General features: G+C 68.5%; 25 protein-coding genes. 12 read left to right on the top strand and 13 right to left on the bottom strand.

All coding sequences use genetic code 11. The features are described 5' to 3' along the window. Positions 1 to 230: 230 nt before the first annotated feature. From dnaQ to ASD21_RS03420, 5 genes are read right to left on the bottom strand one after another with little or no spacing between them, the layout of a single operon-like run. The gene (gene dnaQ, locus ASD21_RS03400) at positions 231 to 947 is read right to left on the bottom strand and encodes a DNA polymerase III subunit epsilon (protein ID WP_056436827.1); all 717 of its coding nucleotides are present in this window, start codon (positions 945 to 947) and stop codon (positions 231 to 233) included. 6 nt (positions 948 to 953) lie between these two features. Next, positions 954 to 1,577 carry a dephospho-CoA kinase gene (gene coaE / locus ASD21_RS03405; protein ID WP_056436830.1) on the bottom strand — a complete coding sequence of 208 codons (624 nt, stop codon included), beginning with the start codon at positions 1,575 to 1,577 and terminating at the stop codon, positions 954 to 956. After that, a complete protein-coding gene (aroE, locus tag ASD21_RS03410; protein ID WP_056436833.1) occupies positions 1,574 to 2,461 on the bottom strand; it encodes a shikimate dehydrogenase in 888 nt (295 codons plus the stop codon). Before aroE ends, coaE begins: the two co-directional genes overlap by 4 nt. Further along, entirely contained in the window at positions 2,458 to 3,066 is a 609-nt protein-coding gene (locus tag ASD21_RS03415) for a Maf family protein (RefSeq protein ID WP_056436836.1), read from the bottom strand. The genes aroE and ASD21_RS03415 overlap by 4 nt, the downstream gene beginning before the upstream one ends. After that, positions 3,063 to 3,965, bottom strand: coding sequence for a pyruvate, water dikinase regulatory protein (locus ASD21_RS03420; RefSeq protein ID WP_056436839.1), 903 nt, complete (start codon positions 3,963 to 3,965; stop codon positions 3,063 to 3,065). The genes ASD21_RS03415 and ASD21_RS03420 overlap by 4 nt, the downstream gene beginning before the upstream one ends. Before the next feature lie 455 nt (positions 3,966 to 4,420). Between ASD21_RS03420 and hemE the strand changes: the two genes are divergently transcribed. The 4 genes from hemE to rho all read left to right on the top strand — a co-directional run bounded on the left by hemE (position 4,421) and on the right by rho (position 8,665). Beyond that, a complete protein-coding gene (hemE, locus tag ASD21_RS03425; protein ID WP_056436842.1) occupies positions 4,421 to 5,449 on the top strand; it encodes a uroporphyrinogen decarboxylase in 1,029 nt (342 codons plus the stop codon). 5 nt (positions 5,450 to 5,454) lie between these two features. After that, entirely contained in the window at positions 5,455 to 6,507 is a 1,053-nt protein-coding gene (gene hemH, locus ASD21_RS03430) for a ferrochelatase (protein ID WP_056436845.1), read from the top strand. Continuing rightward, positions 6,504 to 6,971 carry a CopD family protein gene (locus ASD21_RS03435; protein ID WP_082554611.1) on the top strand — a complete coding sequence of 156 codons (468 nt, stop codon included), beginning with the start codon at positions 6,504 to 6,506 and terminating at the stop codon, positions 6,969 to 6,971. Before hemH ends, ASD21_RS03435 begins: the two co-directional genes overlap by 4 nt. A gap of 329 nt (positions 6,972 to 7,300) precedes the next feature. Beyond that, positions 7,301 to 8,665, top strand: a complete 1,365-nt coding sequence (gene rho, locus ASD21_RS03440; RefSeq protein ID WP_442856941.1) for a transcription termination factor Rho — start codon at positions 7,301 to 7,303, stop codon at positions 8,663 to 8,665. A 784-nt stretch (positions 8,666 to 9,449) separates the two neighbouring features. On the opposite strand, the gene ASD21_RS03445 is transcribed toward rho, so the two are convergent. Then, a complete protein-coding gene (locus tag ASD21_RS03445) occupies positions 9,450 to 10,415 on the bottom strand; it encodes a quinone oxidoreductase family protein (RefSeq protein ID WP_056436855.1) in 966 nt (321 codons plus the stop codon). 5 nt (positions 10,416 to 10,420) lie between these two features. Continuing rightward, positions 10,421 to 11,119, bottom strand: a complete 699-nt coding sequence (locus tag ASD21_RS03450) for a dienelactone hydrolase family protein (protein ID WP_056436858.1) — start codon at positions 11,117 to 11,119, stop codon at positions 10,421 to 10,423. Positions 11,120 to 11,234: 115 nt separating this feature from the next. On the opposite strand from ASD21_RS03450, the gene ASD21_RS03455 reads away from it, so the two are divergent. The 6 genes from ASD21_RS03455 (at position 11,235) to ASD21_RS03480 (ending at position 17,297) form a co-directional block, all read left to right on the top strand. Next, entirely contained in the window at positions 11,235 to 11,492 is a 258-nt protein-coding gene (locus ASD21_RS03455) for a DUF6489 family protein (protein WP_056436862.1), read from the top strand. Then, positions 11,489 to 12,832, top strand: a complete 1,344-nt coding sequence (mnmE, locus tag ASD21_RS03460) for a tRNA uridine-5-carboxymethylaminomethyl(34) synthesis GTPase MnmE (RefSeq protein WP_056436866.1) — start codon at positions 11,489 to 11,491, stop codon at positions 12,830 to 12,832. The genes ASD21_RS03455 and mnmE overlap by 4 nt, the downstream gene beginning before the upstream one ends. A gap of 167 nt (positions 12,833 to 12,999) precedes the next feature. Beyond that, a complete protein-coding gene (mnmG, locus tag ASD21_RS03465; protein ID WP_056436869.1) occupies positions 13,000 to 14,856 on the top strand; it encodes a tRNA uridine-5-carboxymethylaminomethyl(34) synthesis enzyme MnmG in 1,857 nt (618 codons plus the stop codon). Next, positions 14,856 to 15,521, top strand: a complete 666-nt coding sequence (gene rsmG, locus ASD21_RS03470) for a 16S rRNA (guanine(527)-N(7))-methyltransferase RsmG (RefSeq protein WP_056436872.1) — start codon at positions 14,856 to 14,858, stop codon at positions 15,519 to 15,521. Before mnmG ends, rsmG begins: the two co-directional genes overlap by 1 nt. After that, a complete protein-coding gene (locus ASD21_RS03475) occupies positions 15,505 to 16,317 on the top strand; it encodes a ParA family protein (RefSeq protein WP_056436876.1) in 813 nt (270 codons plus the stop codon). The genes rsmG and ASD21_RS03475 overlap by 17 nt, the downstream gene beginning before the upstream one ends. 86 nt (positions 16,318 to 16,403) lie before the next feature. Beyond that, positions 16,404 to 17,297, top strand: a complete 894-nt coding sequence (locus ASD21_RS03480) for a ParB/RepB/Spo0J family partition protein (RefSeq protein WP_056436879.1) — start codon at positions 16,404 to 16,406, stop codon at positions 17,295 to 17,297. Positions 17,298 to 17,540: 243 nt separating this feature from the next. Here ASD21_RS03480 and holA read toward each other — a convergent pair whose 3' ends face one another. The 4 genes from holA to ASD21_RS03500 all read right to left on the bottom strand — a co-directional run bounded on the left by holA (position 17,541) and on the right by ASD21_RS03500 (position 22,444). Continuing rightward, on the bottom strand, positions 17,541 to 18,593 hold the full coding sequence (gene holA, locus ASD21_RS03485; RefSeq protein ID WP_056436882.1) for a DNA polymerase III subunit delta: 1,053 nt from the start codon (positions 18,591 to 18,593) through the stop codon (positions 17,541 to 17,543). A gap of 69 nt (positions 18,594 to 18,662) precedes the next feature. After that, entirely contained in the window at positions 18,663 to 19,178 is a 516-nt protein-coding gene (gene lptE / locus ASD21_RS03490) for an LPS assembly lipoprotein LptE (RefSeq protein ID WP_056436886.1), read from the bottom strand. A 3-nt stretch (positions 19,179 to 19,181) separates the two neighbouring features. Further along, on the bottom strand, positions 19,182 to 21,767 hold the full coding sequence (gene leuS, locus ASD21_RS03495; protein WP_056436889.1) for a leucine--tRNA ligase: 2,586 nt from the start codon (positions 21,765 to 21,767) through the stop codon (positions 19,182 to 19,184). A gap of 152 nt (positions 21,768 to 21,919) precedes the next feature. Then, positions 21,920 to 22,444, bottom strand: a complete 525-nt coding sequence (locus tag ASD21_RS03500) for a DUF3576 domain-containing protein (RefSeq protein WP_156398282.1) — start codon at positions 22,442 to 22,444, stop codon at positions 21,920 to 21,922. A 280-nt stretch (positions 22,445 to 22,724) separates the two neighbouring features. Between ASD21_RS03500 and ASD21_RS03505 the strand changes: the two genes are divergently transcribed. After that, entirely contained in the window at positions 22,725 to 23,120 is a 396-nt protein-coding gene (locus tag ASD21_RS03505; protein ID WP_235523737.1) for an NtrZ family periplasmic regulatory protein, read from the top strand. A 20-nt stretch (positions 23,121 to 23,140) separates the two neighbouring features. Here the strand turns inward: ASD21_RS03505 and ASD21_RS03510 are convergent, their stop codons facing one another. After that, positions 23,141 to 23,770 carry a thiamine phosphate synthase gene (locus ASD21_RS03510; RefSeq protein ID WP_082554612.1) on the bottom strand — a complete coding sequence of 210 codons (630 nt, stop codon included), beginning with the start codon at positions 23,768 to 23,770 and terminating at the stop codon, positions 23,141 to 23,143. On the opposite strand from ASD21_RS03510, the gene ASD21_RS03515 reads away from it, so the two are divergent. Then, complete coding sequence (locus ASD21_RS03515; RefSeq protein ID WP_056436900.1) at positions 23,769 to 24,413, top strand: YggS family pyridoxal phosphate-dependent enzyme; 645 nt, start codon at positions 23,769 to 23,771, stop codon at positions 24,411 to 24,413. The two genes, ASD21_RS03510 and ASD21_RS03515, sit on opposite strands and share 2 nt — an antisense overlap. Here the strand turns inward: ASD21_RS03515 and ASD21_RS03520 are convergent. After that, entirely contained in the window at positions 24,410 to 24,940 is a 531-nt protein-coding gene (locus tag ASD21_RS03520) for a L,D-transpeptidase family protein (RefSeq protein WP_056436903.1), read from the bottom strand. The genes ASD21_RS03515 and ASD21_RS03520 overlap by 4 nt on opposite strands. Positions 24,941 to 24,969: the final 29 nt, after the last annotated feature.

A 24,969-nucleotide genomic window follows, 5' to 3' on the forward strand; every position in this document is an offset into this window, starting at 1 on the left:
AGGCCCTAACAGGGCTCAGCGTCGCGGGCTTCCGGATAACGGTGGCGCGGAGCGATCGGGCTTCGTCGAAACGGTATTTGTTCAAAGTTCTCCGGACGTCGTCCGGCGCTCCGCGACCCTTTCCATCCGCTCAGCGGCCCGCCGCGTGAGAACGAGAAGCCGTGCCCGCGAACACTTGCCCCCACCTGACCGCTTCGCGGTCTGTCCGCCCCCACAGGGGGCGGAGGGCCTCAGCCCTCGATCACGACCCCGACGCCGAACTGGATCCAAACGGCCTTGTCCTTGAGGTTCTTCTGCACGAAGGCGGCGTGGATCTGGCGTTCTTCCTCGGTCGAGCGCGGGGCCAGCGGCCGGGGCCGGGCGCCGTACGAACCGGCGCGGGCGGCCGAGACGGCGGTGACGGCGACCACCTGGGTCAGTTCCAGGGCCCGTTCCTTGCCGCCCTGCAGCTCGAGATAGACTTCGGCCAGCAGGTGGGCGTCGATCAGGGCGCCGTGCTTGTCGCGGCTGTCCAGGCTGATCTTGAAGCGTTTGCACAGCGCGTCGAGCGAGTTGTACATGCCCGGAAAGCGCTTCTTGGCCATGGCCAGGGTGTCGACCCAGCTGCTCTCCACGATGGGCGCGCGGCCGCATTTCTCCAGCTCGAAATTGACGAAGCTGCGGTCGAAGGCGGCGTTGTGGGCGATCACCGGACTGTCGCCGACGAACTCCAGGAACTTGTCGGCGATCTCGTGGAACTTGGGCTTGCCGGTCAGGAAGGCCGACGACAGGCCGTGCACCTTCTCGGCCTCGGCCGGCATGTCGCGCAGCGGGTCGCAATATTCGTGGAACGACCGCCCGGTGGGCATGTAGTCGACCACCTCGATGCAGCCGATTTCGACCAGCCGGTCGCCGGTCTTGGGGTCGAAGCCGGTGGTTTCGGTATCGAGGATGATTTCCCGCGCCATCGGATTTCAATGACCCTGTTCGCCGCCGCCTTCAAGCGGGGCCGGGGCGCGAAGGCGAGTCAGAACGTCGCGGACCTGATCGCGGGCGGCCTCCAGGCCCCGGCCGGTGTCGATCACGAAATCGGCCCGGGCCCGCTTTTCGGCGTCCGGCGTCTGGCGGGCCAGGATGGCCTCGAACTTGGCGGGATCCATGCCCGGCCGGGCCAGGACCCGCTGGCGCTGAATGTCGGCGGGGGCAGAGACGACCACGACCTTGTCGACCTTTTTCTCGCCGCCGGTTTCGAACAGCAGGGGGATGTCGAGCACGACGATGTCGGCGCCCTTGGCCTGGGCGTCCTCGAAAAAGCCGATGCGATGGGCGCCGACCAGCGGGTGGACGATCGATTCCAGCACAGCCAGGGCTTCGGGATTTCCCATCACCGCGGCGCTGAGCCGAGCGCGGTCGATGGCCCCGTCGATCACCACCCCCGGAAAAGCCGCTTCGACCGGCGCGACCGCCGCCCCGCCGGCGGCGTAGAGCGCATGGACGGCCGCGTCGGAATCGTAGACCGGCACGCCCGCCTCGACGAACATCTTGGCCGTCGTCGACTTGCCCATGCCGATCGAACCGGTCAGGCCCAGGACGATCATGTCGCGGCGTCTCCGAGCTGGGCCAGGGCCAGGGCCCGGACATCGACCCCCGCCGGCGGCGTCACGCCGAAGAAGGCTTCGAAGCTGGGGACCGCCTGGCGCAGCAGCATCTCCAGTCCGTCCACCGTGCGGCGGCCGGCCGCCTCGGCGCGGCGGAGGAACTCGGTGCGGAGGGGCTTGTAGACCATGTCGACGACCACGGCGTTCTTCGGCGTCAGCTCCAGCCGCGCGGCGGGGCCCGCGCCGCCGCCCAGACCCAGCGACGTGGCGTTGATCACCAGGCCGGCCTGGGCCAGCAGGGCGTCCAGCTCGTCCTCCGACGCGGCCTCGACCACGCCCCCCTTGGCTTTGGCGATCGAGGTGGCGATGGCTTCGGCCCGGACGAAGGTGCGGTTGACGATGCTGACGCGCGGCGCCCCGGCCAGGGCCAGGGCGGCGGCCGCGCCCCGGGCCGCGCCGCCGGCGCCGAGGATCACCACCGGCGAGGTGGTCAGGTCGAAGCCCGGCGCCTGGGCCGCGATGGCCCCGATCAGGCCCGGGCCGTCGGTGTTGTCGGCGACGATCGTCCCGTCGGCCTCGAAGATCAGCAGGTTGGCCGCCCCGGCCAGCTTGGCCAGGTCGCTGCAGCGGTCGGCGCAGGCCAGGGCCTGCTCCTTGAACGGGATCGTGACGTTGAGCCCCCGGATGGCGCCGCCCCGCAGGCCTTCGACGAAGGTCTCGAAATTGTCCTCGCCCGGCGCGAACGGGACATATGCCGCGTTCAGCCCGGCCGCGGCGATCCAGGCGTTGTGGATCACCGGGCTCATCGAATGGCGGATCGGCTGGCCGCAAACACCGGCGACGGTCGCGGCTCCGCCAATTCTTACGTCTTGAGAAGCGCTCATGCCTGGAGGGCTCCGTGAAGACGCAGGAAATCGAACAGGCCCACGACGGGCAGGCCGAGGATGGCGAAATAGTCGCCGTCGATGCGGTCGAACATCTGCACGCCCTCGCCCTCGAGGAAGTAGCAGCCGACCGAGGACAGGACGTCGGGTCCGTTGCGCTCCAGATAGTCGTCCAGCCAGGCGTCGCTGAACGGGCGAACCGACAGCTGGGCGGTCTCGACCACCCGCCAGATCGGCCGGCCGTCGCGGGCCACGACCACGGCCGAGTGCAGCTTGTGGACCTTGCCGCGCAGCTGGATCAGCCGCTCGCGGGCGGCCTCGACGGTGTCGACCTTGTCGAGCAGCGTCCCGTCCAGCTCCAGCGTCTGGTCCGAACCGATCACCAGGCCGGGCCGCTTGGTCGAGACCTTGAACGCCTTCAGCTCGGCCAGGGCGTCGGCCACTTCGCGCGGCGAGGCGCCTTCGGCCAGCAGGCCGGCCTTGGCGGCGTCCTCGTCGACGCCCGAGCCCACCGCCTCGAACACCACGCCGGCGTTGCGCAGGATCGCCTGGCGGGCCGAGCTCTTGGAGGCGAGGGTGACGGGGGTGGGGGAAGATGAGGTCATCCCAGCACCTCGACCTGGCCGCGGCCGCCCGACAGCAGGTTGATGATCGCCGCCGCCGTCTCCTCGACCGACCGCCGGGTGACGTCGATGATCGGCCAGCCCTGGCGCTCGAACAGCCGGCGGGCGCTGATGATCTCCTGCCGCACCGCGTCGGTGTCGATATAGTCGCTCTCGCGGTTCTCCTTCAGCGACAGCAGGCGGTTGCGGCGGATCTGGATCAGCCGCTCGGGCGAGGTCATCAGGCCGACGATCAGGGTGTTCTTCAGGGTGAACAGTTCCTCGGGCGGCGGGCGGCCCGGCACCAGCGGCACGTTGGCGGCCCGCACCCCGCGATGGGCCAGATAGATGCAGGTCGGGGTCTTGGAGGTGCGCGACACGCCCACCAGGATCACGTCGGCCTGGGTCAGGTCCTGGCCGCCTTGGCCGTCATCGTGGGCGATGGCGTAGTCCAGCGCCTCGATGCGGTCGAAATAGTCGTTGTTCAGCGCGTGCTGGGCGCCGACCCGGGTGGAGATCCGCGCGCCCAGATAGCGCGACATGGCGCTGACCACCGGGTCGAGAGCGGCGATGCAGGGCATCTCCAACCGCCGGCAGCCTTCCTCCAGGGCCGAGCGCAGGTTCGGGTCGATGATCGTGTGCATGACAACGCCCGGCGCGCCGGCGATCTCCTCCAGCGCCCGGTCCAGCTGGCGCGTGGAACGGACCAGGGCGTAGATGTGTTCAATCGGCAGAATGTCGGTGAAACGGGCGCAAACGGCCCGGGCCATGGCGTTCAGGGTCTCGCCCGTCGAGTCCGACACCAGGTGGATATGGAAGTAGGTCGCGAAGCGCGGCGCGGCTCTTTCGCCCTCGGGGACCCCAGTGTCCTGTGGATCATCCGTTAACGGTTGCTTAACCACTGGCTTGGCCCCTGGGGATGAGCGGGGGTGAATCCCGGCTCGTTACGGCGCGTCGAACTGACCCTGTGTTAAACGGTCACATTGATGCCGGACAATCCCCAGTCTCGGATGACCTCCACAGCCGGTGCGTTTCCGATTCCCCCAAGGCGGGGATGAGCAAACGCTCATGGTTACGACGCCGTTAGCCATCTTAACGTTTCATTAGGAATTACGAAGCTCTAGCGGCTTGTCCCCAGAGTTCACAGGCCCGCGCCCACATGTGGGTCGAGCTGGGATGGTTTTGCGATGGACGGGGGGCATGGTGCGCCGCACACGGGTTTTCCCCGTTTGGCACTTGCCCACCATCTCCTACAATCTTCCTTAAAATCTTCTTAAAGAGAGAAGGAAGAAGGGAAGAAGGCCTCCGGGGCGATACGGGCTTGAGCCCACGGGCCTGACGGGATTTAAGGCCTGACATGACCTTGCTCGAAAAGCCCAAGCTCCTTTCCGTCCTGGATGGCCAAAAGGCCGAACGTCCGCCCGTGTGGTTCATGCGCCAGGCGGGACGCTATCTGCCGGAGTATCGGGCCGTCCGCGCGACCGAGCCGACCTTCATCGATTTCTGCCTGAACCCGGAGAAGGCCGCCGAGGTGACCCTGCAGCCGATGCGGCGGTTTCCCTACGACGCGGCCATCGTCTTCGCCGACATCCTGCTGATCCCCCAGGCCCTGGGCCAGAAGGTGTGGTTCGAGGCGGGCGAGGGGCCCAAGCTGGGCGAACTGCCGTCCATCGAGTCGATGCGCGACCTGACGGGTCAGGCCGGCCAGGCGCTGGGCGCGGTAGGCGAGACGCTCAGCCGCGTACGCTCGGCCTTGGAGCCCGAGCGGGCGCTGATCGGTTTCGCCGGCGCGCCCTGGACCGTGGCGACCTACATGATCGAGGGCGGCTCCAGCGACCGCTCCGGCGCGCGGACCTTCGCCTACCAGAACGCCGAGAAGCTGGACGCCCTGATCCAGGTGCTGGTCGACGCGACCATCGACTACCTGGCCATGCAGGCCGCGTCGGGCGCCCAGGTGCTGAAGCTGTTCGAGAGTTGGGCCGAGGGCTTGTCCGAGCCGCTGTTCGACCGCCTGGTGACCAAGCCTCACACCGCCATCGTCGAGGGCCTGCGGGCCAAGGGCGTGACCACGCCGGTGATCGGCTTCCCCCGCGGGGCCGGGACGCTGGTGGAGACCTACGCCAGGGTCGCGCCGGTGCAAGGCGTGGCGCTGGACACCCAGGCGTCGGCGGCGCTGGGCCAGTCCATCCAGAAGACCAAGGCCATCCAGGGCGCGCTCGATCCGCTGCTGCTGCGGGCCGGCGGCGACGCCCTGCTGGCGCGGGTCGATCAGCTTCTGGAACAGTGGGGCGGTGGTCCCTACATCTTCAACCTGGGTCACGGCATCCTGCCGGATACGCCGATCGCCCATGTCGAGGCGGTGCTGGCCCGGGTCACCGGGAAGTGACCGGTTTGCAGGGGAAGAGGCGCAGGATCGCCGTCGTCCTGTTCAATCTGGGCGGGCCCGACGGGCCGGACGCGGTGCGGCCTTTCCTGTTCAACCTGTTCCGTGATCCGGCGATCATCGGCCTGCCGGCGGTGGCGCGCTATCCGATCGCCGCCCTGATCGCCGGAACGCGCGCAAAGTCGGCCAAGGAAAACTACGCCCTGATGGGCGGCGGTTCGCCCTTGCTGCCGGAAACCGAGAAGCAGGCCAAGGCGCTGGAGGCGGATCTGGCCGCGCGGTTCCCGGACGCCGAGACCCGCTGCTTCATCGCCATGCGCTACTGGAAGCCGCTGACCGATCAGACGGCCAAGGCCGTGAAGGCCTTCGCCCCGGACGAGGTCGTGCTGCTGCCGCTCTATCCGCAGTATTCGTCGACCACGACCGGTTCGTCGCTGAAGGCCTGGAAGCGCGCCTATCGCAAGGGCCCAGGCCGGATCTCGACGGTCTGCTGCTATCCGGTGAACGAGGACCTGGTTCAGGCGCATGCCGATCTGATCAAGGCCGCCTACGACAAGGCCGGACGTCCGGGTCCGGCGCGCCTGTTGTTCTCGGCCCATGGCCTGCCCGAGAAGGTGATCCTGGGCGGCGATCCCTATCAGCAACAGATCGAGGCCACGGCCGCGGCGGTGGCCGCCAAGCTCGGCGAAGGCTGGGACTGGCGGGTCACCTATCAGAGCCGGGTCGGGCCGATGAAGTGGATCGGGCCCTCGACCGAGGACGAGATCCGCGCCGCCAGCCAACAGGGCCTGGCCCTGATCGTGACGCCGATCGCCTTCGTCTCCGAGCACATCGAGACCCTGGTCGAGCTGGATCACGAGTATCGCCAGGTGGCCTTCGAGGCCGGGTGTCCGGTCTATGTCCGCGTGCCGGCCCTGGGCGTGGCCCCTGGCTTCATCGCGGGCCTGGGCCGCGCCGTCCAGGGCGTGCTCGGCGCGCCTGAGCGCCTGGTCACCGCCTGCGCCTGGCGCTGCGGCGGCGACCGCACCCAATGTCCGAACAAGCAGGGAGCTTCGGCGTGATCGATTTTCTGGCCCCGCATTTCGACCTGATCCGCGGGCTGCACATCATCTTCGTGATGGCCTGGATCGCCGGCATGCTGATCCTGCCGCGATTGTTCGTCTATCACATGAAGGCCCAGCCCGGCTCGGACATGGACGCGGTGTTCAAGCTGGCCGAACTTCGGACCCTGCGGATCATCATCAATCCGGCGATGATCCTGGCCCTGCTGATGGGCCTGCTGCTGGCGATGATCGACATCCAGCGCCTGGGCGCGGACTTCTACCTGAAGCCCTGGGCCCTGACCAAGATCGCGGCCCTGCTGTTCCTGTTCAGCTGGCACGGTTTCATGTCCAGGGCGCGCAGGCGCTTCGCCGCCGGGACCAACACCCGGTCGGAGAAGTTCTGGCGGATGACCAACGAGCTGCCTTTCCTGGCGGCCATCGTCATCGTTCTGTCGGTGACGACGAAGTTTCTGGGCCACTAGGCCGGCGTGAACCACCGGCGGCTTCGCTTGACCGGCGGGGCCGCTTGTGGTTCCCATCCAGACAGACAGGTCGCCTCGCGGCCCGTTCCCGCCTTTTACGGACCGGCGCTCGTCCTGACGCGCCCCCGGAGCCTCTCGCTTCGAAGGTCTGTTCCCCTGATCGATACGCGCCGTCGTCATGGCGCGACCCGCTCGCCGCCTCACCGCGACGAGTCCGTTTTTAGAACCAAGGCCCGGCTCGCGGTTTCGCGGGCCGAGCGACGTTGAGTGTCACTATGACCGACCAAACCGAAAACCAGACCGAGACCGCCAACGAGGCCGAAGAGCCCATGGTCGACACGACCACCCTGGCCGCCTCGGTCGACCCGCAAGGCGACGACGCCGGCGACGATGAATCCGAGGTGAGCGCCACCGTGGCGGCCATGGGTCTGAAGACCATGTCCCTGCAGGAGCTGAAGGAGAAATCCCCGGCCGACCTGCTGGCCTTCGCCGAGACCTTCGAGGTCGAGAACGCCAACTCCATGCGCAAGCAGGACATGATGTTCGCGATCCTGAAGACCCTCGCCGAGGAAGGCGTGGAGATCTCGGGCTCCGGGACCATGGAAGTGGTGCAGGACGGCTTCGGCTTCCTGCGCTCGCCGGAAGCCAACTATCTTCCGGGTCCGGACGATATCTACGTCTCGCCCTCGCAGATCCGCAAGTTCGGCCTGCGCACCGGCGACACCATCGAGGGCGCCATCCGCTCGCCGCGCGAAGGCGAACGCTACTTCGCCCTGACCGGCGTTTCGAAGATCAATTTCGAGAGCCCGGACAACGTCAAGCACAAGGTCCACTTCGACAACCTGACGCCGCTCTATCCCGAAGAGCGCCTGCACATGGAACTGCCCGATCCGACCATCAAGGATCGCTCGGGCCGGGTCATCGACATCGTCGCCCCGCTGGGCAAGGGTCAGCGCTGCCTGATCGTCGCCCCGCCGCGGGTCGGCAAGACGGTGATGCTGCAGAACATCGCCAAGTCGATCGAGACCAACCACCCCGAGTGCTATCTGATCGTCCTGCTGATCGACGAGCGCCCGGAAGAAGTCACCGACATGCAGCGCACGGTGAAGGGCGAGGTCATCGCCTCGACCTTCGACGAGCCGGCGACCCGTCACGTGCAGGTGGCCGAGATGGTCATCGAAAAGGCCAAGCGCCTGGTCGAGCACAAGCGCGACGTCGTCATCCTGCTGGACTCGGTCACCCGTCTGGGCCGCGCCTACAACACCACCGTCCCGTCGTCGGGCAAGGTGCTGACCGGCGGCGTCGACGCCAACGCCCTGCAGCGCCCCAAGCGCTTCTTCGGCGCGGCGCGCAACGTCGAGGAGGGCGGCTCGCTGTCGATCATCGCCACCGCCCTGATCGATACCGGCAGCCGGATGGACGAAGTGATCTTCGAAGAGTTCAAGGGCACCGGTAACTCGGAAATCGTCCTGGACCGCAAGGTCGCCGACAAGCGCATCTTCCCGGCCATCGACGTGTTGAAGTCGGGCACCCGCAAGGAAGAGCTGATCACCCCGAAGGACCAGTTGCAGAAGACCTACGTCCTTCGCCGCATCCTCAACCCGATGGGCGCCTCGGACGCGATCGAGTTCCTGCTGGAGAAGATGCGTCAGTCGAAGACCAACGGCGATTTCTTCCAGAGCATGAACACTTAAGCTTGGTGTTTCACGTGAAACAGGAAGGGCGGCTGGAGCAATCCAGCCGCCCCTTTTTGTACCTCCGCCCCCTGTGGGGGCGGACAGGCGGCGAAGCCGCCCGGTGGGGGCAAGTGTTCGCGGGCACGGCGTGGCAGGCACGGCTTCTCGATCTCGGGCTTTCGCGACGAGTGGATGGGGAGGCGCGGAGCGGTCCGGGCCCAGCCCGGATGACCGTGAGTTTGAGTGTGCGTTTCGGCTAGACCTGACCGCTCCGCGAAACCGTTGATCCTCGAACAGGCCGGTTTGAACTCCCGGCCCCGTCAACCCGCCTGTCCCGCCATCGTCCCCGCCGGGCCTTGGAGCCTTCTGAGCCCCGCCGCCAAACGCGATCCGATCGCCAAGGCCAGGCGGCCCTGCTCGGTTCCATCCCCATCGCCTGCTTGGGCCGGTACCAAGAGCCCTCCCCGTGATGGAGACGGGTTTAGTATGCGGGCGGTTTGAACGCCGAGGACTTGTGACGCTGATTATTTTTCTGGGCGTTGGGATCGTTCAGGTTTCTCTCGGCGCTGGCGGGGATGGACGCGGCCCGATCCCCGCCGGGGACATGCTCTCATGCCAAGGCCTCCGCCAATCGACCCCGACCGTGGGATGAGTGCGTGTCCCCAACGACATCCACGACGCATCCAGACTGCCCCGTTCCAAGGCCGGCAAGCTCAGCGGATCAGTTGGGGACACGCACTCACGGCAAGCCCTCTGCAACCCGGCCAGAGCTGGGGCATGAGTGCATGTCCCCATCCGCAACTTACGGAATCAACAGAGTCGCCCCCGTCGTCCGCCGTCCCTCGAGCGCCTCGTGCGCCGCCCGAGCCTTCGCCAACGGGAACGTCTGCCCGATCTCGATCTTCACCGCGCCGGACGCCAGCACCGCGAACAGCGCCGCGGCGCTCTCGTCCAGCTCGGCCGTCGTGACGATGTAGTCGAACAGGCGCGGCCGGGTCAGGAACAGAGACTTGGACCCCAGCTCCAGCGGCGCGATCGCCGGCGCCGGACCCGAGGCGTTGCCGAAGGTCGCCAGCACGCCGCGCCGGCCCAGGCTTTTGAGGCTGGCCTCGAAGGTGTCCTTGCCGACCCCGTCATAGACCACGGCCACGCCCTGGCCGCCGGTGATCTCCATCACCCGAGCCGCGACGTCTTCCTGGCCGTAGAGGATGACATGATCGGCGCCGTGACCGCGCGCCAGAGCGGCCTTGGCCTCCGAGCCGACCGTGGCGATCACGGTCGCGCCCAAGGCCTTGGCCCACTGCACCAGGATCGAACCGACGCCGCCGGCCGCCGCGTGGATGAGCACGGTCTCACCCGGCTCGACCTTATGGCAGCGCCGGACCAGGAACTCGGCGGTCATGCCCTTGAGCAGGACGGCCGCCGCGGTCTCCAGACTGACCCCGTTCGGGACCTTCACGGCGCGGTCGGCCGGGACCACGGCCGCCTGGGCATAGGCGCCCAGCGTGCCGTTATAGGCGACCCGATCGCCGACCTTGAACCGGGTGACGCCGTCGCCCAGCGCCTCGACGATCCCGGCCGCTTCCAGCCCCAGGACCGCCGGCATCTTCATCGGATAGAGGCCGCCGCGGTGATAGGTGTCGATGAAGTTCAGACCCACGGCCTGGTGGCGGATCAGGACCTGGCCCGGACCGGGGGCGGGGACGGGGAGATCGACGGCCTCGAGCACTTCGGGACCGCCGGTGCGGACGGCTTGTATGGCCAGCATGACGGTCAGGCCAGGTTGGACTTGAAGAAGGCCAGGCTGCGGGCGTTGGCCCTACCGGCGTCCGCCGCGTCGTAGTGCGCGCCGCCGACCCGGGCGAAGGCGTGGTCGCGGCCTGGATAAGTATGGATTTCAATTTGCGGGTGATCCTTCAGGGCGTCGAGGATCACCTTTTGGGCCTCCTTTGGTACGAACTGGTCTTCTTCGGCGATGTGCATCAGCAGGGGCCGGGCCAGCTTCTCGGCCTCGGCCACGTGCTTGTCGATCCCGACGCCGTAGTAGGAGACGCTGGCGTCGGCGTCGGTGCGGGTCGCCGTCAGGAAGGCCAGCAGGCCGCCCAGGCAGTAGCCGACGGCGCCGACCTTGCCGTTGACGCCGGGCACGGCGCGGACGGCGGCGATGGTCGCGGCGATGTCCGAGACGCCGGCGTCGACGTCGAAGGCGTTGTAGAGCTCGAACGCCCGCTTCCACTCCGCTTCGCTCTGGTCGGTGATGTCGATGCCCGGCTCGATGCGCCAGAACAGGTCGGGGCATACGGCGATAAAGCCTTGGGCGGCCAGGCCGTCGCAGACGTCGCGCATCACCTTGTTGACGCCGAAGATCTCCTGGATGACGACGACGGCCGGAGCGGGGGCCGAGGTTGCCGGGCGCGCCACATAGGCCGAAAAGGCGCCGTCGGGGGTGGTGATCGTGAGGGTCTCGGACATGGGGCTCTCCGTATCCAGCAGGCGTCGATGGGACTTTCGACCGAAGCGCTCTAACGTGCGCCGATGCGGTCAGGGCATAACAATATCGTGCCCCTGCGGCAGGGAACCCCAGATCATGAAGATGACCATTGAGATTGACTGCACGCCGGTGGAGGCCCGCGCCTTCCTTGGCCTGCCGGATGTGAGCGCCTTGAACGATCATCTGGTCAAGGAAATGCAGGAGCGGATGACCTCCAACATGGCCATGCTGGCGCCCGAGGAGCTGATGAAGAACTGGATGGCGTTCGGGGCCGGGGCCCAGGACCAATTCCGCAAACTGATGACCGCGGCGGCCGGAGCGGCGGTCGGGGGCATGGGCGGCAAGTCGGAATGAACGACACGATCTACGCGCCGGCCACCGGCGCGGGCAGGGCGGCCGTCGCCGTGGTTCGGGTTTCCGGACCGCGCGCCGCCGACGCCGTGCGGGCCCTGGCCGGCGATCTGCCCAAGCCCCGCCGCGCGGCCCTGCGCCGGCTAACCCGCGAGGGGATCGCCCTGGACGACGCCCTGGTGCTCTGGTTCCAGGGGCCGGCCAGCTATACCGGCGAGGACGCCGCGGAGTTTCACGTGCACGGCGGACGGGCCGTGGTCGAGGCGCTGCTCGAAGCCTTGGCCGCCGAAGGCCTGCGCCTGGCCGAGCCGGGCGAGTTCACGCGTCGCGCCTTCGAGAACGGCAAGCTGGACCTGACGCAGGCCGAGGGCGTGGCCGACCTGATCGACGCCGAGACCGAAGCCCAGCGTCGCCAGGCGCTGGGCCAGCTGGGCGGCGCGCTGAGCCAGCGCTATGACGCCTGGCGCGGCCTGCTGGTCCAGGCCCTGGCCATGCTCGAGGCGGCGGTCGATTTCCCGGACGAAGAGCTGCCCGAGGACGTGGCCGCCCGCGCCCGCCCGGGCCTGGAGGCCCTGGAGGCCGAGATCGGCGCCGCCCTGGCCGACGCCTCGCGGGGCCGCCGTGTGCGGGACGGCTATCGGATCGCCCTGGTCGGCGCGCCGAACGCCGGCAAGAGCACCCTGCTGAACGCCCTGGTCGAGCGCGACGCGGCCATCGTCACTTCCACGCCGGGCACGACCCGCGACATCATCGAGGTTCCGCTGACCCTGGGCGGCTACAAGACCCTGCTGGCCGACACGGCCGGCCTGCGGACGACGGAAGACACGATCGAGGCCGAGGGCGTGCGCCGGGCGCGGGCCTGGGCGGCCGAGGCGGATCTGCGGCTCTGGGTCGTCGACGCCGCGATGTTCCACGTGAAACAGGACGAGGAGCTTGATGTCGTTCAGCCTGGAGACTGGGCGATGGTCAACAAGACCGACCTGGTCGACGCCGTTCGGCTGGCTGAACTGCGCGAGGTTCTGTCGGCCCGTGGGTTGGCGGTGATCGAACTGGCGGCCCGCAAGCCCGGCGGCGCGGAGCAGGCGAGGGCGGCGTTGACCGCTCATGTGATCCAGGCCCTGTCCGGCGCCGAGTTTCCGGCCGCCACGCGGATCCGCCACGCCGAAAGCCTGACCGAGGCGCGCACCTATCTCCAGCGCGCCCTTTCCGACGTGGGGCTGGAAGTCGAACTCGCCGCCGAGGATGTTCGCCTGGCCGCGCGGTCCCTTTCGCGGATCACGGGCCGCATCGATCCCGAGGATGTGCTCGATCGAGTGTTTTCAAGCTTCTGCATCGGGAAGTGATGTTCCACGTGAAACATCGGCTTGAACTGTCCACAGGCTGATCACAGATGTCTCGGGCGTGTTTCACGTGAAACACCCGTGACCGACTCGCCGCTGCGGGGAGTCTCGCGTATAAGGCTAATACGCCCCCGCCGAGACGGGGGCGTTCGCATTCGAGGCGCGCAAGCTTGTCCAACACTTGGGATGTCATTGTCATCGGCGGCGGTCACGCCGGCTGTGAGGCCGCCGCCGCGTCGGCCCGCGCCGGCGCGCGCACCCTGCTGCTGACCCACAAGCGCGAGACCGTCGGCGAGATGTCGTGCAATCCGGCGATCGGCGGCCTGGGCAAGGGCCACCTGGTCCGCGAGATCGACGCCCTGGACGGCCTGATGGGCCGGATGGGCGACAAGGCCGGCATCCAGTATCGCCTGCTGAACCGCTCCAAGGGCCCCGCCGTGCGCGGTCCGCGCTCGCAGATCGACCGCAAGCTCTATCGCCAGGCCATGCAGGCCGAGCTGTTCGCCTATCCGAACCTCGACGTGATCGCCGCCGCGGCCGAGGACCTGATCGTCGAGGACGGCGTCGTGGCCGGGGTGATCGACGGGGAGGGCGGGGTCTACCGCGCTTCCCGCGTGGTCCTGACCACCGGCACCTTCCTGAAGGGCGTCATCCACCAGGGCGAGACCCGCACCCCGGCCGGCCGGGTCGGCGACGCGCCGTCGATCGGCCTGTCGGACCGGCTCTACGCCCTCGGCTTCGACATGGGCCGCCTGAAGACCGGCACGCCCGCCCGCCTGGACGGCAAGACCATCGCCTGGGACCGCCTGGAGATGCAGGCTGCCGACGAACAGCCCGAGCCGTTCTCGTTCCTGACGACCCACGTGGACGTGCCGCAGATCCAGTGCGGCATCACCTACACCACGGCCGAAACCCACAAGATCATCGCCGAGCGCCTGGGCGAGTCGGCGGTCTATGGCGGCCGCGCCACCGGGATCGGCCCGCGCTATTGCCCGTCGATCGAGGACAAGGTCGTCCGCTTCGCCGACAAGACCAGCCACCAGGTGTTCTTGGAGCCGGAAGGCCTGGACGACGACACGGTCTATCCGAACGGCGTCTCGACCTCGGTCTCGGCCGAAACCCAGCTGCTGTTCCTGCGCACCATGCCGGGCCTCGAGAACGTCGAGGTCATCCGGTACGGCTATGCGATCGAGTATGACTATGTCGACCCTCGCGAGCTCTACCCGACCTTGGAGACCAAGCGTCTGCCCGGGCTCTACCTGGCGGGCCAGATCAACGGCACGACGGGCTACGAGGAAGCCGGCGCCCAGGGCCTGATGGCCGGGCTCAACGCGGCGCTGGCGGCGCGGGGCCGGGAGCCCGCCGTCTTCGCTCGCGACGAGGCCTATATCGGCGTGATGATCGACGACCTGGTCACCCGGGGCGTCACCGAGCCCTATCGGATGTTCACCAGCCGCGCCGAGTTCCGCCTGATCCTGCGGGCCGACAACGCCGACCAGCGCCTGACCGACAAGGGTCTGGACCTGGGCGTGGTGGGTCCGGTCCGGGCCGAGGCCTGGGCCGCCAAGAAGGCCGAGCTGGAGACCGTCCGCGCCTTCGCCCGTTCGGTGACCCTGACCCCGGCCGAGGCCAATCGCGCCGGCTTCAAGGTCAATCACGACGGCCAGCGTCGCGACGTCCTGGCCATGCTGGCCCTGCCCGACGTCACCCTCGACGGCCTGACTTCGGTATGGCCGGAGATTTCAGCGTGGAGCGGCATGGCCCGCGAGCAGATCGAGATCGAGGCGGCCTATGCCGGCTATCTCGACCGCCAGCGCAACGACGCCGAAGCCTTCCGCAAGGAAGAGGACCTGCGCCTGCCGGCCGATCTCGACTACGGCCTGGTCGGCAGCCTGTCGAACGAGGTGCGCGAGAAGCTGGCGCGGGTGAAGCCCCTGACCCTGGGCCAGGCGGCCCGGATCGAGGGCGTGACGCCGGGCGCCTTGACGGCCCTGCTGGCCCACGTCCGCCGCGCGAAGGCCGCTTGATGTCGGCTGTCGCTTCGCCCCTGGTCATCGAGGACCTGGACCCGGTCGACGCCGCCGCCTTCCAGCGGCTGACGGGCTGCACCGACGCGCAATTGGCCGACCTGATCCGCTTCCAGACCCTGTTGGCCGAGTGGAACGCGGTGATGAACCTGGTGGGCCCGGCGACGATCGCCACCTACTGGAACCGCCACGCCTGGGACAGCGCCCAGCTGCTGCGGCTGGCCCCCGACGCCAAGACCTGGGCCGACCTGGGGGCCGGCGCCGGCCTGCCCGGCGTGGTGCTGGCGATCCTGCTGAAGGACACGCCGGGCGCCAAGGTTCACCTGGTCGAGAGCATGGCCAAGCGCTGCAAGTTCCTGCGGGCCGTGGCCGACGATCTGGACTTGCCCGTCGAGATCCACAACGCCCGCGCCGAAGAGCTGGACCTGAAGGTCGACGTCGTGACCGCGCGGGCCTGCGCGCCGATGGTCAGACTGCTCGGGTACGCCCAGCCCTACCTGAAGCGCGGCGCGATCGGCTGGTTCCTGAAGGGACAAGATGTCGCTTCTGAGCTGGCCGAGGCCGCTACATATTGGAAATTCGAGTCGACCCTGCGGCCATCCCTGAGCGACCCGCGAGGCCAGATCGTGCAAGTGAAGGGGCTTAAGAGTGTCCGTAAAGTCTGACCAACCGCTGCGCGTCCTCGCCATCGCCAACCAGAAGGGCGGGGTGGGTAAGACCACGACCGCGATCAATCTGGGCACCGCCCTGGCGGCCTGCGGCGAGCGCGTGCTGCTGATCGACGCGGATCCTCAGGGCAACTGCTCGACCGGCCTGGGCATCACCCGCCTGCAGCGCCGCACCACCCTGTACGACGTGCTGATGGGCGAGGCGCCGGTGATCGACGCCGCGGTCAAGACCGAGCTGCCGGGCCTGGAGGTGATCCCCGCCGACGCCGACCTGTCGGGCGTCGAGATCGAGCTGGGCCAACAGGCGCGCCGTTCCTACCGCCTGCGCGACGCGCTGGAGCCCCTTCGCGCCAACGGTCCCTACACCTATGTGCTGATCGACTGCCCGCCGTCCCTGAACGTGCTGACCGTCAACGCCATGACCGCCGCCGACGCGGTGTTCGTGCCGCTGCAGTGCGAGTTCTTCGCCTTGGAAGGCCTGACCCAGCTGATGCGGACCATCGAGCGGGTGCGCGGCAGCCTCAATCCGAAGCTGGAGATCCAGGGCGTGGTGCTGACCATGTACGATCGCCGCAACAGCCTGTCGGACCAGGTGGCCAAGGATGTCCGGCAACACTTCGGCGACAAGGTGTATGACGCGGTCATACCGCGCAACGTCCGGGTGTCCGAGGCCCCGTCCTTCGGCAAGCCCGTGCTGCTCTACGACCTCAAATGCGCCGGCAGCCAAGCGTACCTGCGGTTGGCGCGCGAGGTGATCAGCCGCGAGAAGTCGAGGCTTTCCCAGGCGGCTTGAGCACCGTCTGAGGATAACCATCCAAGTCATTGTCGAAATTGAGTGTTGAGCGCGTGAGGGAGTCGGTCGTGGTGGGAGAGCCGGGGATGTCTGAAGGTCGTCGTGGTCTGGGTCGCGGGCTTTCCGCCTTGCTCGGCGAAGTCGATTCCGCGCCTGCCCAGGCTCCGGGCGACACCAGCGCCGGTTCGCGCGAGGCTCCGATCGAGCTGATCCGCCGCAATCCTGAACAGCCGCGTCGGACCTTCCGCGAGGAAGACCTGGTAGAACTCGCGGACTCGATCCGCGAGAAGGGCGTGCTGCAGCCGATCCTGGTGCGACCGGCGCCGGGCGCCTCGGGCGAGTACCAGATCGTCGCCGGCGAGCGCCGCTGGCGGGCCGCCCAGCGCGCCGGCCTGAAGACCATCCCGATCATGATCCGCGAGCTGGACGACCTGGCGGTGCTGGAGATCGGCATCATCGAGAACGTCCAACGCGCCGACCTCAACGCGATCGAAGAGGCGCTGAGCTACAAGGTGCTGATCGAGAAGTTCGGCCAGACCCAGGAAGTGATCGCCCAGACCGTGGGCAAGAGCCGCAGCCACGTGGCCAACACCCTGCGCCTGCTGTCGCTGCCGGACTCGGTCCAGCACTATGTGACCTCGGGCGAGATGACCGCCGGCCACGCCCGCGCCATCGCCAACGTGCCCGACCCGGCCGCCCTGGCGCGCGAGGTCATCGACAAGGGTCTGTCGGTTCGCGACGCCGAGGCCCTGGCCCGCCGCGCGCCGACCGCCGACGGCGAGGTTCGCGCCAAGTCGAGCGGCGGCCGTCCGCCTCGGACCAAGGACACCGACACCCAGGCGCTGGAGGCCGACCTGTCGTCGGTGCTCGGCCTCGACGTCGAGATCGATCATCGCGGCGGGACCGGCGCCTTGACCATCCGCTACGCGACGCTCGAGCAACTGGACGATCTCTGCAACCGCCTGACGCGCGGCCACTAGGGGGCGCCGCCGAGGGTCCTCTGTCGCGCGCAGAACAAGGCCGGGCCGTATCCCTGGTCGAGCTGTTCGCCAGAATTGAGGCCGCCTGGGCGCGGAGTTTCCAGCAAGACGCTGAAATCCAAAGGGAAACGCCGACATAGACCGAAAATTCGGTCGGCCCCTCCAAAGGCTGGATTCGGCAAATTCCTGTGGATGAAGCGGCTGGCGGTTTGACGAAGCCGCCGACTCGCCTGTCGAGCCGCGCTAGAGACCCAGCCGCCGGGCCTTGCCGGCGATCTGCAGGGCGAGGCGCTCGGAGATCAGCTGGTCGGGAGAGCCGGAGGTCTTGCAGGCCTTGTCGGCCGCCAGCACCTCGGCCTGGACCACCAGCAGCTGATCCAGGGTCCAGGCCCGGGCCTGGCGCAGGAACTCGCGCTCGCTCTTCCAGAACACGCCGGAGGCCTTGGCGGCGGCCGCCAGGTCGACGCCGTTCTTGTGCAGGGTCAGGGTGCGGCGCAGCCGGCCCAGGTGATAGCCCATGGCCCGCACGGCGGCGGGTCCGCCCTCGCCCTCGGCGGCGGCGCGGCGCAGGCCGGCCTGGGCGGGACCCACGCGTCCGCCGAAGGCGTCGATGGCGGCGTCGCCCAGCGAAGCCTCGGGCTCGACACCCAGAAAGTCGGTCAGATCGGCCGGCGTGGCCACGACGCCGCTGCCGGGGTTCAGATAGAGCGCCAGCCGCTCGATTTCGGCGCGCGCCACGCCGCGCTCCTTGGGCAGGCGCGAGACGAACAGGTCCATGGCCTCGCCGTTCAGGCTGACCTTGTCCTTGGCCAGGGTCTCGCGGGCCAGACGGGCCAGGTCGCCGGCCTCGTCCTCGTAGCAGGGGATCACCGCCGCGCCGGCGGCCTTTTCGGCGACCTTGCGCAGGGTGGAGTCGCGGCCCAGGGGGCCGGCCTCGATCAGGAAGAAGGCGTCCGGGTTCAGCTGGCCCTCGACGTGGCGGGTGAGGGCCTCGGCCGCCTGCTTGTCGGGACCGCCCTTCTCGCCGGTCAGCCGCAGACGCACCAGCCGCCGGCCGCCCATCATCGACAGGGCCGAAAGCTCGTCCTCGAGCTTGCCGGCCTGGCTGTCCAGGTCGCTTTCCGTCAGCTGGGCGGTGTCGAACGGATCGTCGGGGCGCGCGAACAGCTTGTTGGCCAGCTGGTCGGCGCGGTCACGCACCACCCCGCGGTCGCGGCCGTAGATGACCACGGCGCGGATGTCGGCGGCCGGGTCCCGCAGGAAGCGTTCGATGTCCGGTCGTTTCGACAGGATCATGGCCAGCGTGCTCGAGCGAAGTGAAAGCCGGTTCGCGTGAAGAGGACGCGCGAAAACAAGATCGAGACCTTAAGCCTTGGCCTTGCCCGCGAGCCAGGTGGCCAGTTCCATCTGGATCCGGCGGGCCAGCTCGGTCGCGGCGCGTTCCTGACTGTCCTCCTGGGCGGCGATGGAGGAATAGGGCTGGTCGGCCGAGTCGTAGGTCACCGCGGCGCTGGTGACGCCCGACCGCACGGGATTTCCGGTCTTGGAGTCCATCAGCTGCCACGAGGCGGTCAGGCTCAACTCATAGCGGTTGGCGACGTTGTCGACGCGGACGCCGCGCGCGTAGCGCTGCTCGCTGATGGTGTAGATCAGCCGGTGGGATGGCAGCACGTTGACGTCGCGGGCGAAGGCGTCGTCCAACTTCTCGCGCAGCAGATAGCCGGCGCGTCCAGGCGGTGCGACCACCTCTATGGCGCTGAGTCCCTTGGTGACCGACTGGGGGCCGTACAGGGGCGTGAAGCCGCAGGCCGACAGGCTCAGGGCCACGACGGCGAAAAGGGCGGCGGGAAGGGCTTTGGAAAGGAGCGAAAAGCGCGTCATGGATCAGCCGGCCACGATGTTGACGATACGGTCTTTCACCACGATCACCTTGCGAACGGTCAGACCCTCAAGGTGGGCCATGACGGCGGCGTCCGCCAGCGCGATTTTCTCGACCTCGGCTTCGGCGGCGCCGGCCTTGACCTTGATCTCGCCGCGGCGCTTGCCGTTGATCTGAATGGGCAGCACGCGCTCGTCGTCGGCGGCCAGGGCGGGATCCGCCTTGGGCCAGGGCGCATCGACGACCATGCCGCTCTTGCCCAGCTGCGCCCAGGCCTCCTCGGCCAGGTGGGGCGTGAAGGGCGAGATCAGGCGCGCCAGGATCTCGAGGGCCTCGGCGCGGGCCGCCAGGACGCCGTGGGTGGCGTTCTCGGCCGGGGCGGCCTTCAGCATGTTCAGGAACTCGTACAGGCGCGCCACGCCGCTGTTGAAGCGGAAGCCCTCGATCGAGTCCGTCACGAAGCCGATCAGCCGGTGGGCGCCTTTGCGCAGGGCCAGGGCGGCCGCGTCGGCCTCGTCGTGGGCGAAATCGCCGGCCGGCTGGCTTTCGAACTCGTTCCAGACCCGGTGGGTGAAGCGCCAGGAGCCCTCGACGCCGCTGTTGGTCCATTGCACGTCGCGCTCGGGCGGGCTGTCGCTCATCACGAACAGGCGCGCGGCGTCGACGCCGTAGGCCTCGAAGATGTCCTCGGGGGCGACGACGTTCTTCTTGGACTTGGACATCTTCTCGATGTCGCCGATGACGATCGGCTCGCCGGTCGCCGCGTGCTTGGCCGAGCGGCTATTGCCTTCGACGGCGATGACCACGTCCGAGGGCTCGACCCATTCGCCGGCGGCGTTCTTGTAGGCCTCGTGGGTGACCATGCCCTGGGTGAACAGGCCGGCGAACGGCTCCTCCACCGAGACCAGCCCCTCGTCCTTCAGGGCACGGGTGATGAAGCGGGCGTACAGCAGGTGCAGCACCGCGTGCTCGACGCCGCCGATATATTGGTCGACGGGCATCCAGTGATCGGCGGCGGCCTTGCTGATGGGCTCGGCGGCGGTCGGATCGGTGAAGCGGGCGAAGTACCACGAGCTGTCGACGAAGGTGTCCAGCGTGTCGGTCTCGCGCTCGGCCTTGCCGCCGCAGCTGGGGCAGGTGGTGTGGCGCCAGGTCGGATGGCGCAGCAGCGGGTTGCCCGGCTTGTCGAAGGCCACGTCGTCGGGCAGCACCACCGGCAGCTGGTCTTCCGGCACGCCGACCGGTCCGCAGGCGGCGCAGTGGATGACCGGGATCGGGCAGCCCCAATAGCGCTGGCGCGAAACGCCCCAGTCGCGCAGGCGATAGACGGTGGCGCCCTGGCCCTGGTCCATGGCCTCGATGCGGTTGACCGCCTCGGTCTTGGCGGCCTCGACGTCCAGACCGTCCAGGAATTTGGAATTGAAGATCGCGCCGGGCCCGACGTAGGCCTCCTTGCCGACCTGGAAGCTCGCGGCGTCCTCGCCCGGCGGCAGCACCACGGGCAGCACCGGCAGGTCGTACTTGCGGGCGAAGTCCAGGTCGCGCTGATCATGGGCCGGGCAGGCGAAGATCGCGCCCGTGCCGTAGTCCATCAGGATGAAGTTGGCGATCCAGACCGGCAGGGTCTGGGTCGGGTCCAGCGGATGGACCACGCGCAGGCCGGTGTCGCGGCCCAGCTTTTCGGCGCCCTCGATGTCGGCTTCCGACGTGCCGCCCTTGCGGCATTCGGCGACGAAAGCGGCCACGGCCGGGTCGGCCGCCGCCAGCTGCTCGGCCAGCGGGTGTTCGGGGGCGATCCCGACGAAGCTGGCGCCGAACAGGGTGTCGGGGCGGGTGGTGTAGACTTCCAGGCCGTCGGCGTGGCCAGCGGGGGCCTTGCCGTCAAACTTGAAGGTGAACCGCAGGCCCTTGGACCGGCCGATCCAGTTCTCCTGCATGATCCGGACCTTTTCGGGCCAGCGGTCCAGGGTCTTCAGGCCGTCGATCAGCGCGTCGGCGTAGTCGGTGATGCGCAGGAACCACTGGGTCAGCTTGCGCTTCTCCACGGTCGCGCCCGAGCGCCAGCCCTTGCCGTCGATCACCTGCTCGTTGGCCAGGACGGTCATGTCGACCGGGTCCCAGTTGACCGAGGCTTCCTTGCGATAGACCAGGCCGCGTTTCAGCAGACGCAGGAACCAGGCCTGCTGCTTGCCGTAATATTCCGGGTCGCAGGTGGCGAACTCGCGCGACCAGTCGACCGACAGGCCCAGGGCCTTCAGCTGCTCGCGCATGGCGGCGATATTGTCGTAGGTCCAGCCCTTGGGGTGGACGCCGCGTTCCATGGCGGCGTTCTCGGCCGGCATGCCGAAGGCGTCCCAACCCATCGGGTGCAGCACGTTGAAGCCCTGGGCGCGCTTGTAGCGGGCCACGACGTCGCCCATGGCGTAGTTGCGCACATGGCCCATGTGGATGCGCCCCGACGGGTAGGGGAACATCTCGAGCACGTAGTACTTCGGACGCGCGTCAGGCGTGACCGGCGTCAGGAAGGTGTTGGCGTTCGCCCAGGCGGCGCGCCACTTCGGCTCGGTGTCTTTGGGATTGTAGCGGGCCATGAAACCAGACTGTTCGTGCGGAGGACGACGCTTTTGGGCGCGCTCCGCGGAAGTCTTAAGCGGTTTCGCGGCCTCGGCGCGCTTCTAAAAGTGCGAACGGGAGCCTTTTGTCGCCAGGACAAAGGGCTCCCGCGAAGAACGACGGCGAAAGCCTAGTTCTTGATGTTGGAAAGTCGAAGCTGACGGGCGCGGGTCAGGATGGCGTTTTCGACGTCGGTCGCCGTCTGTTCGGTGGCGGCGCTGTCGACCCAGCCGCCGCCGGCGTCCTTGACCTGCTTGAAGATCGTCACGTTCAGGCCGTCGGCGCGCAGACGGGTGTCCAGGATGTAGACCGTCGCCTTGAAGCGCTCGTCCGGCTTTTCCGGATTGGTGTACCAGTCGGTGACGATCACGCCGCCGTAGGGATCGGCCGAGGCCAGGGGCATGAAGGCCAGGGTGTCCAGGCTGGCGCGCCACAGGAAGCCGTTGACGCCGATCGCCCCGGCTTGCGGAGCGGCCTTGCCGCCACGGCCCTTGAAGGGATTGAACCCCGGTTCATCGCTTTGGGTCGTGAACTGACCGCCGCCCTTGTTGCCGCCACAGGCTGAAACCCCGGTCAGAACGGTCAACGCCAGAACGCCAGCGGCGACGCCGCGCAACACCGACCCACGCTCAAACGCCATAGTACCTCGCTCCAATGTATCACCCGGCGCTTTCGCGCGACCTGGCGCGCCCCCGCAGCCGGAAGCCGGTCTATAGCATGGTCGCGCTGGGTCAAAACAGGAATCGCGTGGCAGGACCGCCACAGGCGCCGCTTGAATCGACTCCCGCGACCCTGAGTCCAATCCAACTACGGTTGACCGCGTTGTACTAGGGTCTTTAATCGATGTTCAGGGAGCCCGCTCCTATATAGGGTTTGACTCTATCGAGGCCGGGTTGGGATTGGGTTCGAGTAATATGTTCGCCGCACGGTATTTCATGGCAGGGGCCGCCGCGCTGATCCTGATGGGATCGGCTTCGGCAACCTATGCCCAGAGCAAGCCGCGCACGGCCGCGCCCGACTTCGCCGTGAAGAGCGATTTCGGCAATCCGACCCCGATCGCCCCGTTCAACCCGACGCAAGGCCCGAAGAAGTCCCTGAAGTGGGACGACAAGAAGGGCAAGTGGGGCCTCAAGCTCGATCTCGAACAGCCCGTGGGCCGCGAGATGGAGGCCAAGGACGTGCAGGCCGGGGCCTATTACAGCGTCACCCCGTCGATCCGCGTCGGCGGCGCCGTGGCTCTGGGCGACCAGAACCCCGCTTTGGCGGCCCGCAGGAACGAGATCCAGGAGCCCGCGCCGCGGGTGAAGCTGGAAACCGCGTTCAAGTTCTAAGATCAGGCTAGGCGCCCATTCTAGGCGCTCAGCGCCTCCACCGCCGCGATCCCGACAATTCCCGTGTCCAGCAGCAGCGTCGCCGTGTCCGCGCGCACGCCGCCCAGGGCGTAGACCGGCGCTTCCACCGCCTCGACGATCTGTTTCAGGCCGTCCACGCCCAGCGGCGCGCCCGCCGAAGGGCTGCGGCTGGGGAAGACCGGCGACACCACCAGGGCGTCCGCGCCCGTCGCGGCGCCGGCCAGGGCCGCGGCCAGGTCATGGGCGGCCAAGGTGATCAGCCAGTCCGGATGCGCGACGCGCAGGTCCGGCGCCTGGGCGGCCAGCCGCTCGGGCAGATGAAGGCCGTCGGCCTCGATCTCCAGCGCCAGCGCCGCGTCCGCGCCGACCAGGAGCGTCAGGCCGCGCCGCCGGGTGATCTGGCGCAGCCGCCGGCCTCGCGCCGCCGCGTCCGGCGCGCCGAACGCCCGGAACACCACGGCCGCGCCGATCGGCAGGCGCTCGGCGGCCCGTTCGGGATCCGGCGTCCGTTCCGGATCGGTGAAGAACAGCAGGTTCGGCAGCGGCTTTCCGCGCACCGGCCATGGGCGAAGGCGCGCGACCGTTCTAGACAGGGCTTCCATCTCGTCGGTTGCGCGTGTTGAGCCCATGTCAGACGTCTACTCCTCGGTCCTGTCCCGCATCCGCGCCGCCGCCCTGGCCGCCGGCCGTCCAGCCGACGCGGTCACCCTGGTGGCGGTGTCCAAGCTGCAGCCATGGGACCATATCGCGCCCATTTTCGACGCGGGCCAGCGGGTGTTCGGGGAAAATCGCGTCCAGGAGGCCATCGGCCGCTGGAGCGAGCGCCGGGCCGAGATCGAACTACGCCTGATCGGACCCCTGCAGAGCAACAAGACCCGCGACGCGGTGGCCTTCTTCGACGTGATCGAAAGCCTCGACCGCGAGAAGCTGGCGCGGGTGCTGGCCGACGAGATCCAGGCCCAGGGCAAGGCGCCCCGGCTGTACATCCAGGTCAACACCGGCGAGGAGCCGCAGAAGGCCGGCGTCAGCCCCGGCGAGGCCGACGGCTTCGTCGCCCTGTGCCGGGGCCTGGACCTGCCCGTGGAGGGCCTGATGTGCATTCCGCCGGCCGATCTCGACCCCGCCCCGCATTTCCGCCTGCTGGGCCAGATCGCGGCCCGCAACGGGCTGGAGAAGCTGTCGATGGGCATGAGCGACGATTTCGAGACCGCCATCGCCTGCGGGGCGACCTCCGTGCGCGTGGGGTCGGCGCTGTTCGGTTCGCGGACCTAGGCCGACGCGATCTCGACCGCGTCGCCGGGCCTGGCGGCCGCCAGCAGGGCCTCGATATCCTCCCGCGCCAGGGCCACGCAGCCCTCGGTGCCGGGATAGCCGTCGCGCGCCAGGTGCAGGAAGATCGCCGAGCCCAGGCCCGGGGCCGGGGGATCGTCGTTGTGCCCCAGCACCACCACCAGGTCGTAGACGCGGTCGTCGCGCCACAAGCGCTCGGCGCTGGCCGGGTAGGGCAGTCTGACAGGCTTGTTGTAGGCCGGGTCGCCCGGGGCGTCGCACCAGCCGTCGTCCGCCGCGATCGGCCTGGCCTCCAGGGCGGTCTGCGGGCCGTCCGGATAGACGTCGGGGCGGTAGAGCACGTGGCGGATCGGCCAGACGCCCGTCGGACTGCGGTTGTCGCCCTCGCGCTTGTCGGCCGCGGCGATCACCCCGGCCTTGCCCAGCGCGGCCCGCGCGGTCTTTCCATCCCAGGCGATCTGGCCGTCCCAAGGGCTTGAACCGTCGGGACGGGCGCGAAAGATCGTCAAGACCGGGTCTCCAAGAGCGTTGCGCGGCA

This window comes from Caulobacter sp. Root1455 (genome assembly GCF_001426905.1).
Taxonomy (GTDB): Bacteria; Pseudomonadota; Alphaproteobacteria; order Caulobacterales; family Caulobacteraceae; genus Caulobacter.

Excerpts from the sequence above, each read along its gene's own strand:
- ASD21_RS03455 (WP_056436862.1), top strand. The coding sequence starts at position 11,235 with ATGAAGATGACCATTGAGATTGACTGCACGCCGGTGGAGGCCCGCGCC.
- ASD21_RS03480 (WP_056436879.1), top strand. The coding sequence starts at position 16,404 with ATGTCTGAAGGTCGTCGTGGTCTGGGTCGCGGGCTTTCCGCCTTGCTC.
- leuS (WP_056436889.1), bottom strand. The coding sequence starts at position 21,767 with ATGGCCCGCTACAATCCCAAAGACACCGAGCCGAAGTGGCGCGCCGCC.
- ASD21_RS03505 (WP_235523737.1), top strand. The coding sequence starts at position 22,725 with ATGGCAGGGGCCGCCGCGCTGATCCTGATGGGATCGGCTTCGGCAACC.
- mnmE (WP_056436866.1), top strand. The coding sequence starts at position 11,489 with ATGAACGACACGATCTACGCGCCGGCCACCGGCGCGGGCAGGGCGGCC.
- dnaQ (WP_056436827.1), bottom strand. The coding sequence starts at position 947 with ATGGCGCGGGAAATCATCCTCGATACCGAAACCACCGGCTTCGACCCC.
- ASD21_RS03510 (WP_082554612.1), bottom strand. The coding sequence starts at position 23,770 with ATGGGCTCAACACGCGCAACCGACGAGATGGAAGCCCTGTCTAGAACG.
- aroE (WP_056436833.1), bottom strand. The coding sequence starts at position 2,461 with ATGAGCGCTTCTCAAGACGTAAGAATTGGCGGAGCCGCGACCGTCGCC.
- holA (WP_056436882.1), bottom strand. The coding sequence starts at position 18,593 with ATGATCCTGTCGAAACGACCGGACATCGAACGCTTCCTGCGGGACCCG.
- ASD21_RS03450 (WP_056436858.1), bottom strand. The coding sequence starts at position 11,119 with ATGTCCGAGACCCTCACGATCACCACCCCCGACGGCGCCTTTTCGGCC.
- ASD21_RS03415 (WP_056436836.1), bottom strand. The coding sequence starts at position 3,066 with ATGACCTCATCTTCCCCCACCCCCGTCACCCTCGCCTCCAAGAGCTCG.
- lptE (WP_056436886.1), bottom strand. The coding sequence starts at position 19,178 with ATGACGCGCTTTTCGCTCCTTTCCAAAGCCCTTCCCGCCGCCCTTTTC.
- rho (WP_442856941.1), top strand. The coding sequence starts at position 7,301 with ATGGTCGACACGACCACCCTGGCCGCCTCGGTCGACCCGCAAGGCGAC.
- rsmG (WP_056436872.1), top strand. The coding sequence starts at position 14,856 with ATGTCGGCTGTCGCTTCGCCCCTGGTCATCGAGGACCTGGACCCGGTC.
- coaE (WP_056436830.1), bottom strand. The coding sequence starts at position 1,577 with ATGATCGTCCTGGGCCTGACCGGTTCGATCGGCATGGGCAAGTCGACG.
- ASD21_RS03445 (WP_056436855.1), bottom strand. The coding sequence starts at position 10,415 with ATGCTGGCCATACAAGCCGTCCGCACCGGCGGTCCCGAAGTGCTCGAG.
- hemE (WP_056436842.1), top strand. The coding sequence starts at position 4,421 with ATGACCTTGCTCGAAAAGCCCAAGCTCCTTTCCGTCCTGGATGGCCAA.
- ASD21_RS03515 (WP_056436900.1), top strand. The coding sequence starts at position 23,769 with ATGTCAGACGTCTACTCCTCGGTCCTGTCCCGCATCCGCGCCGCCGCC.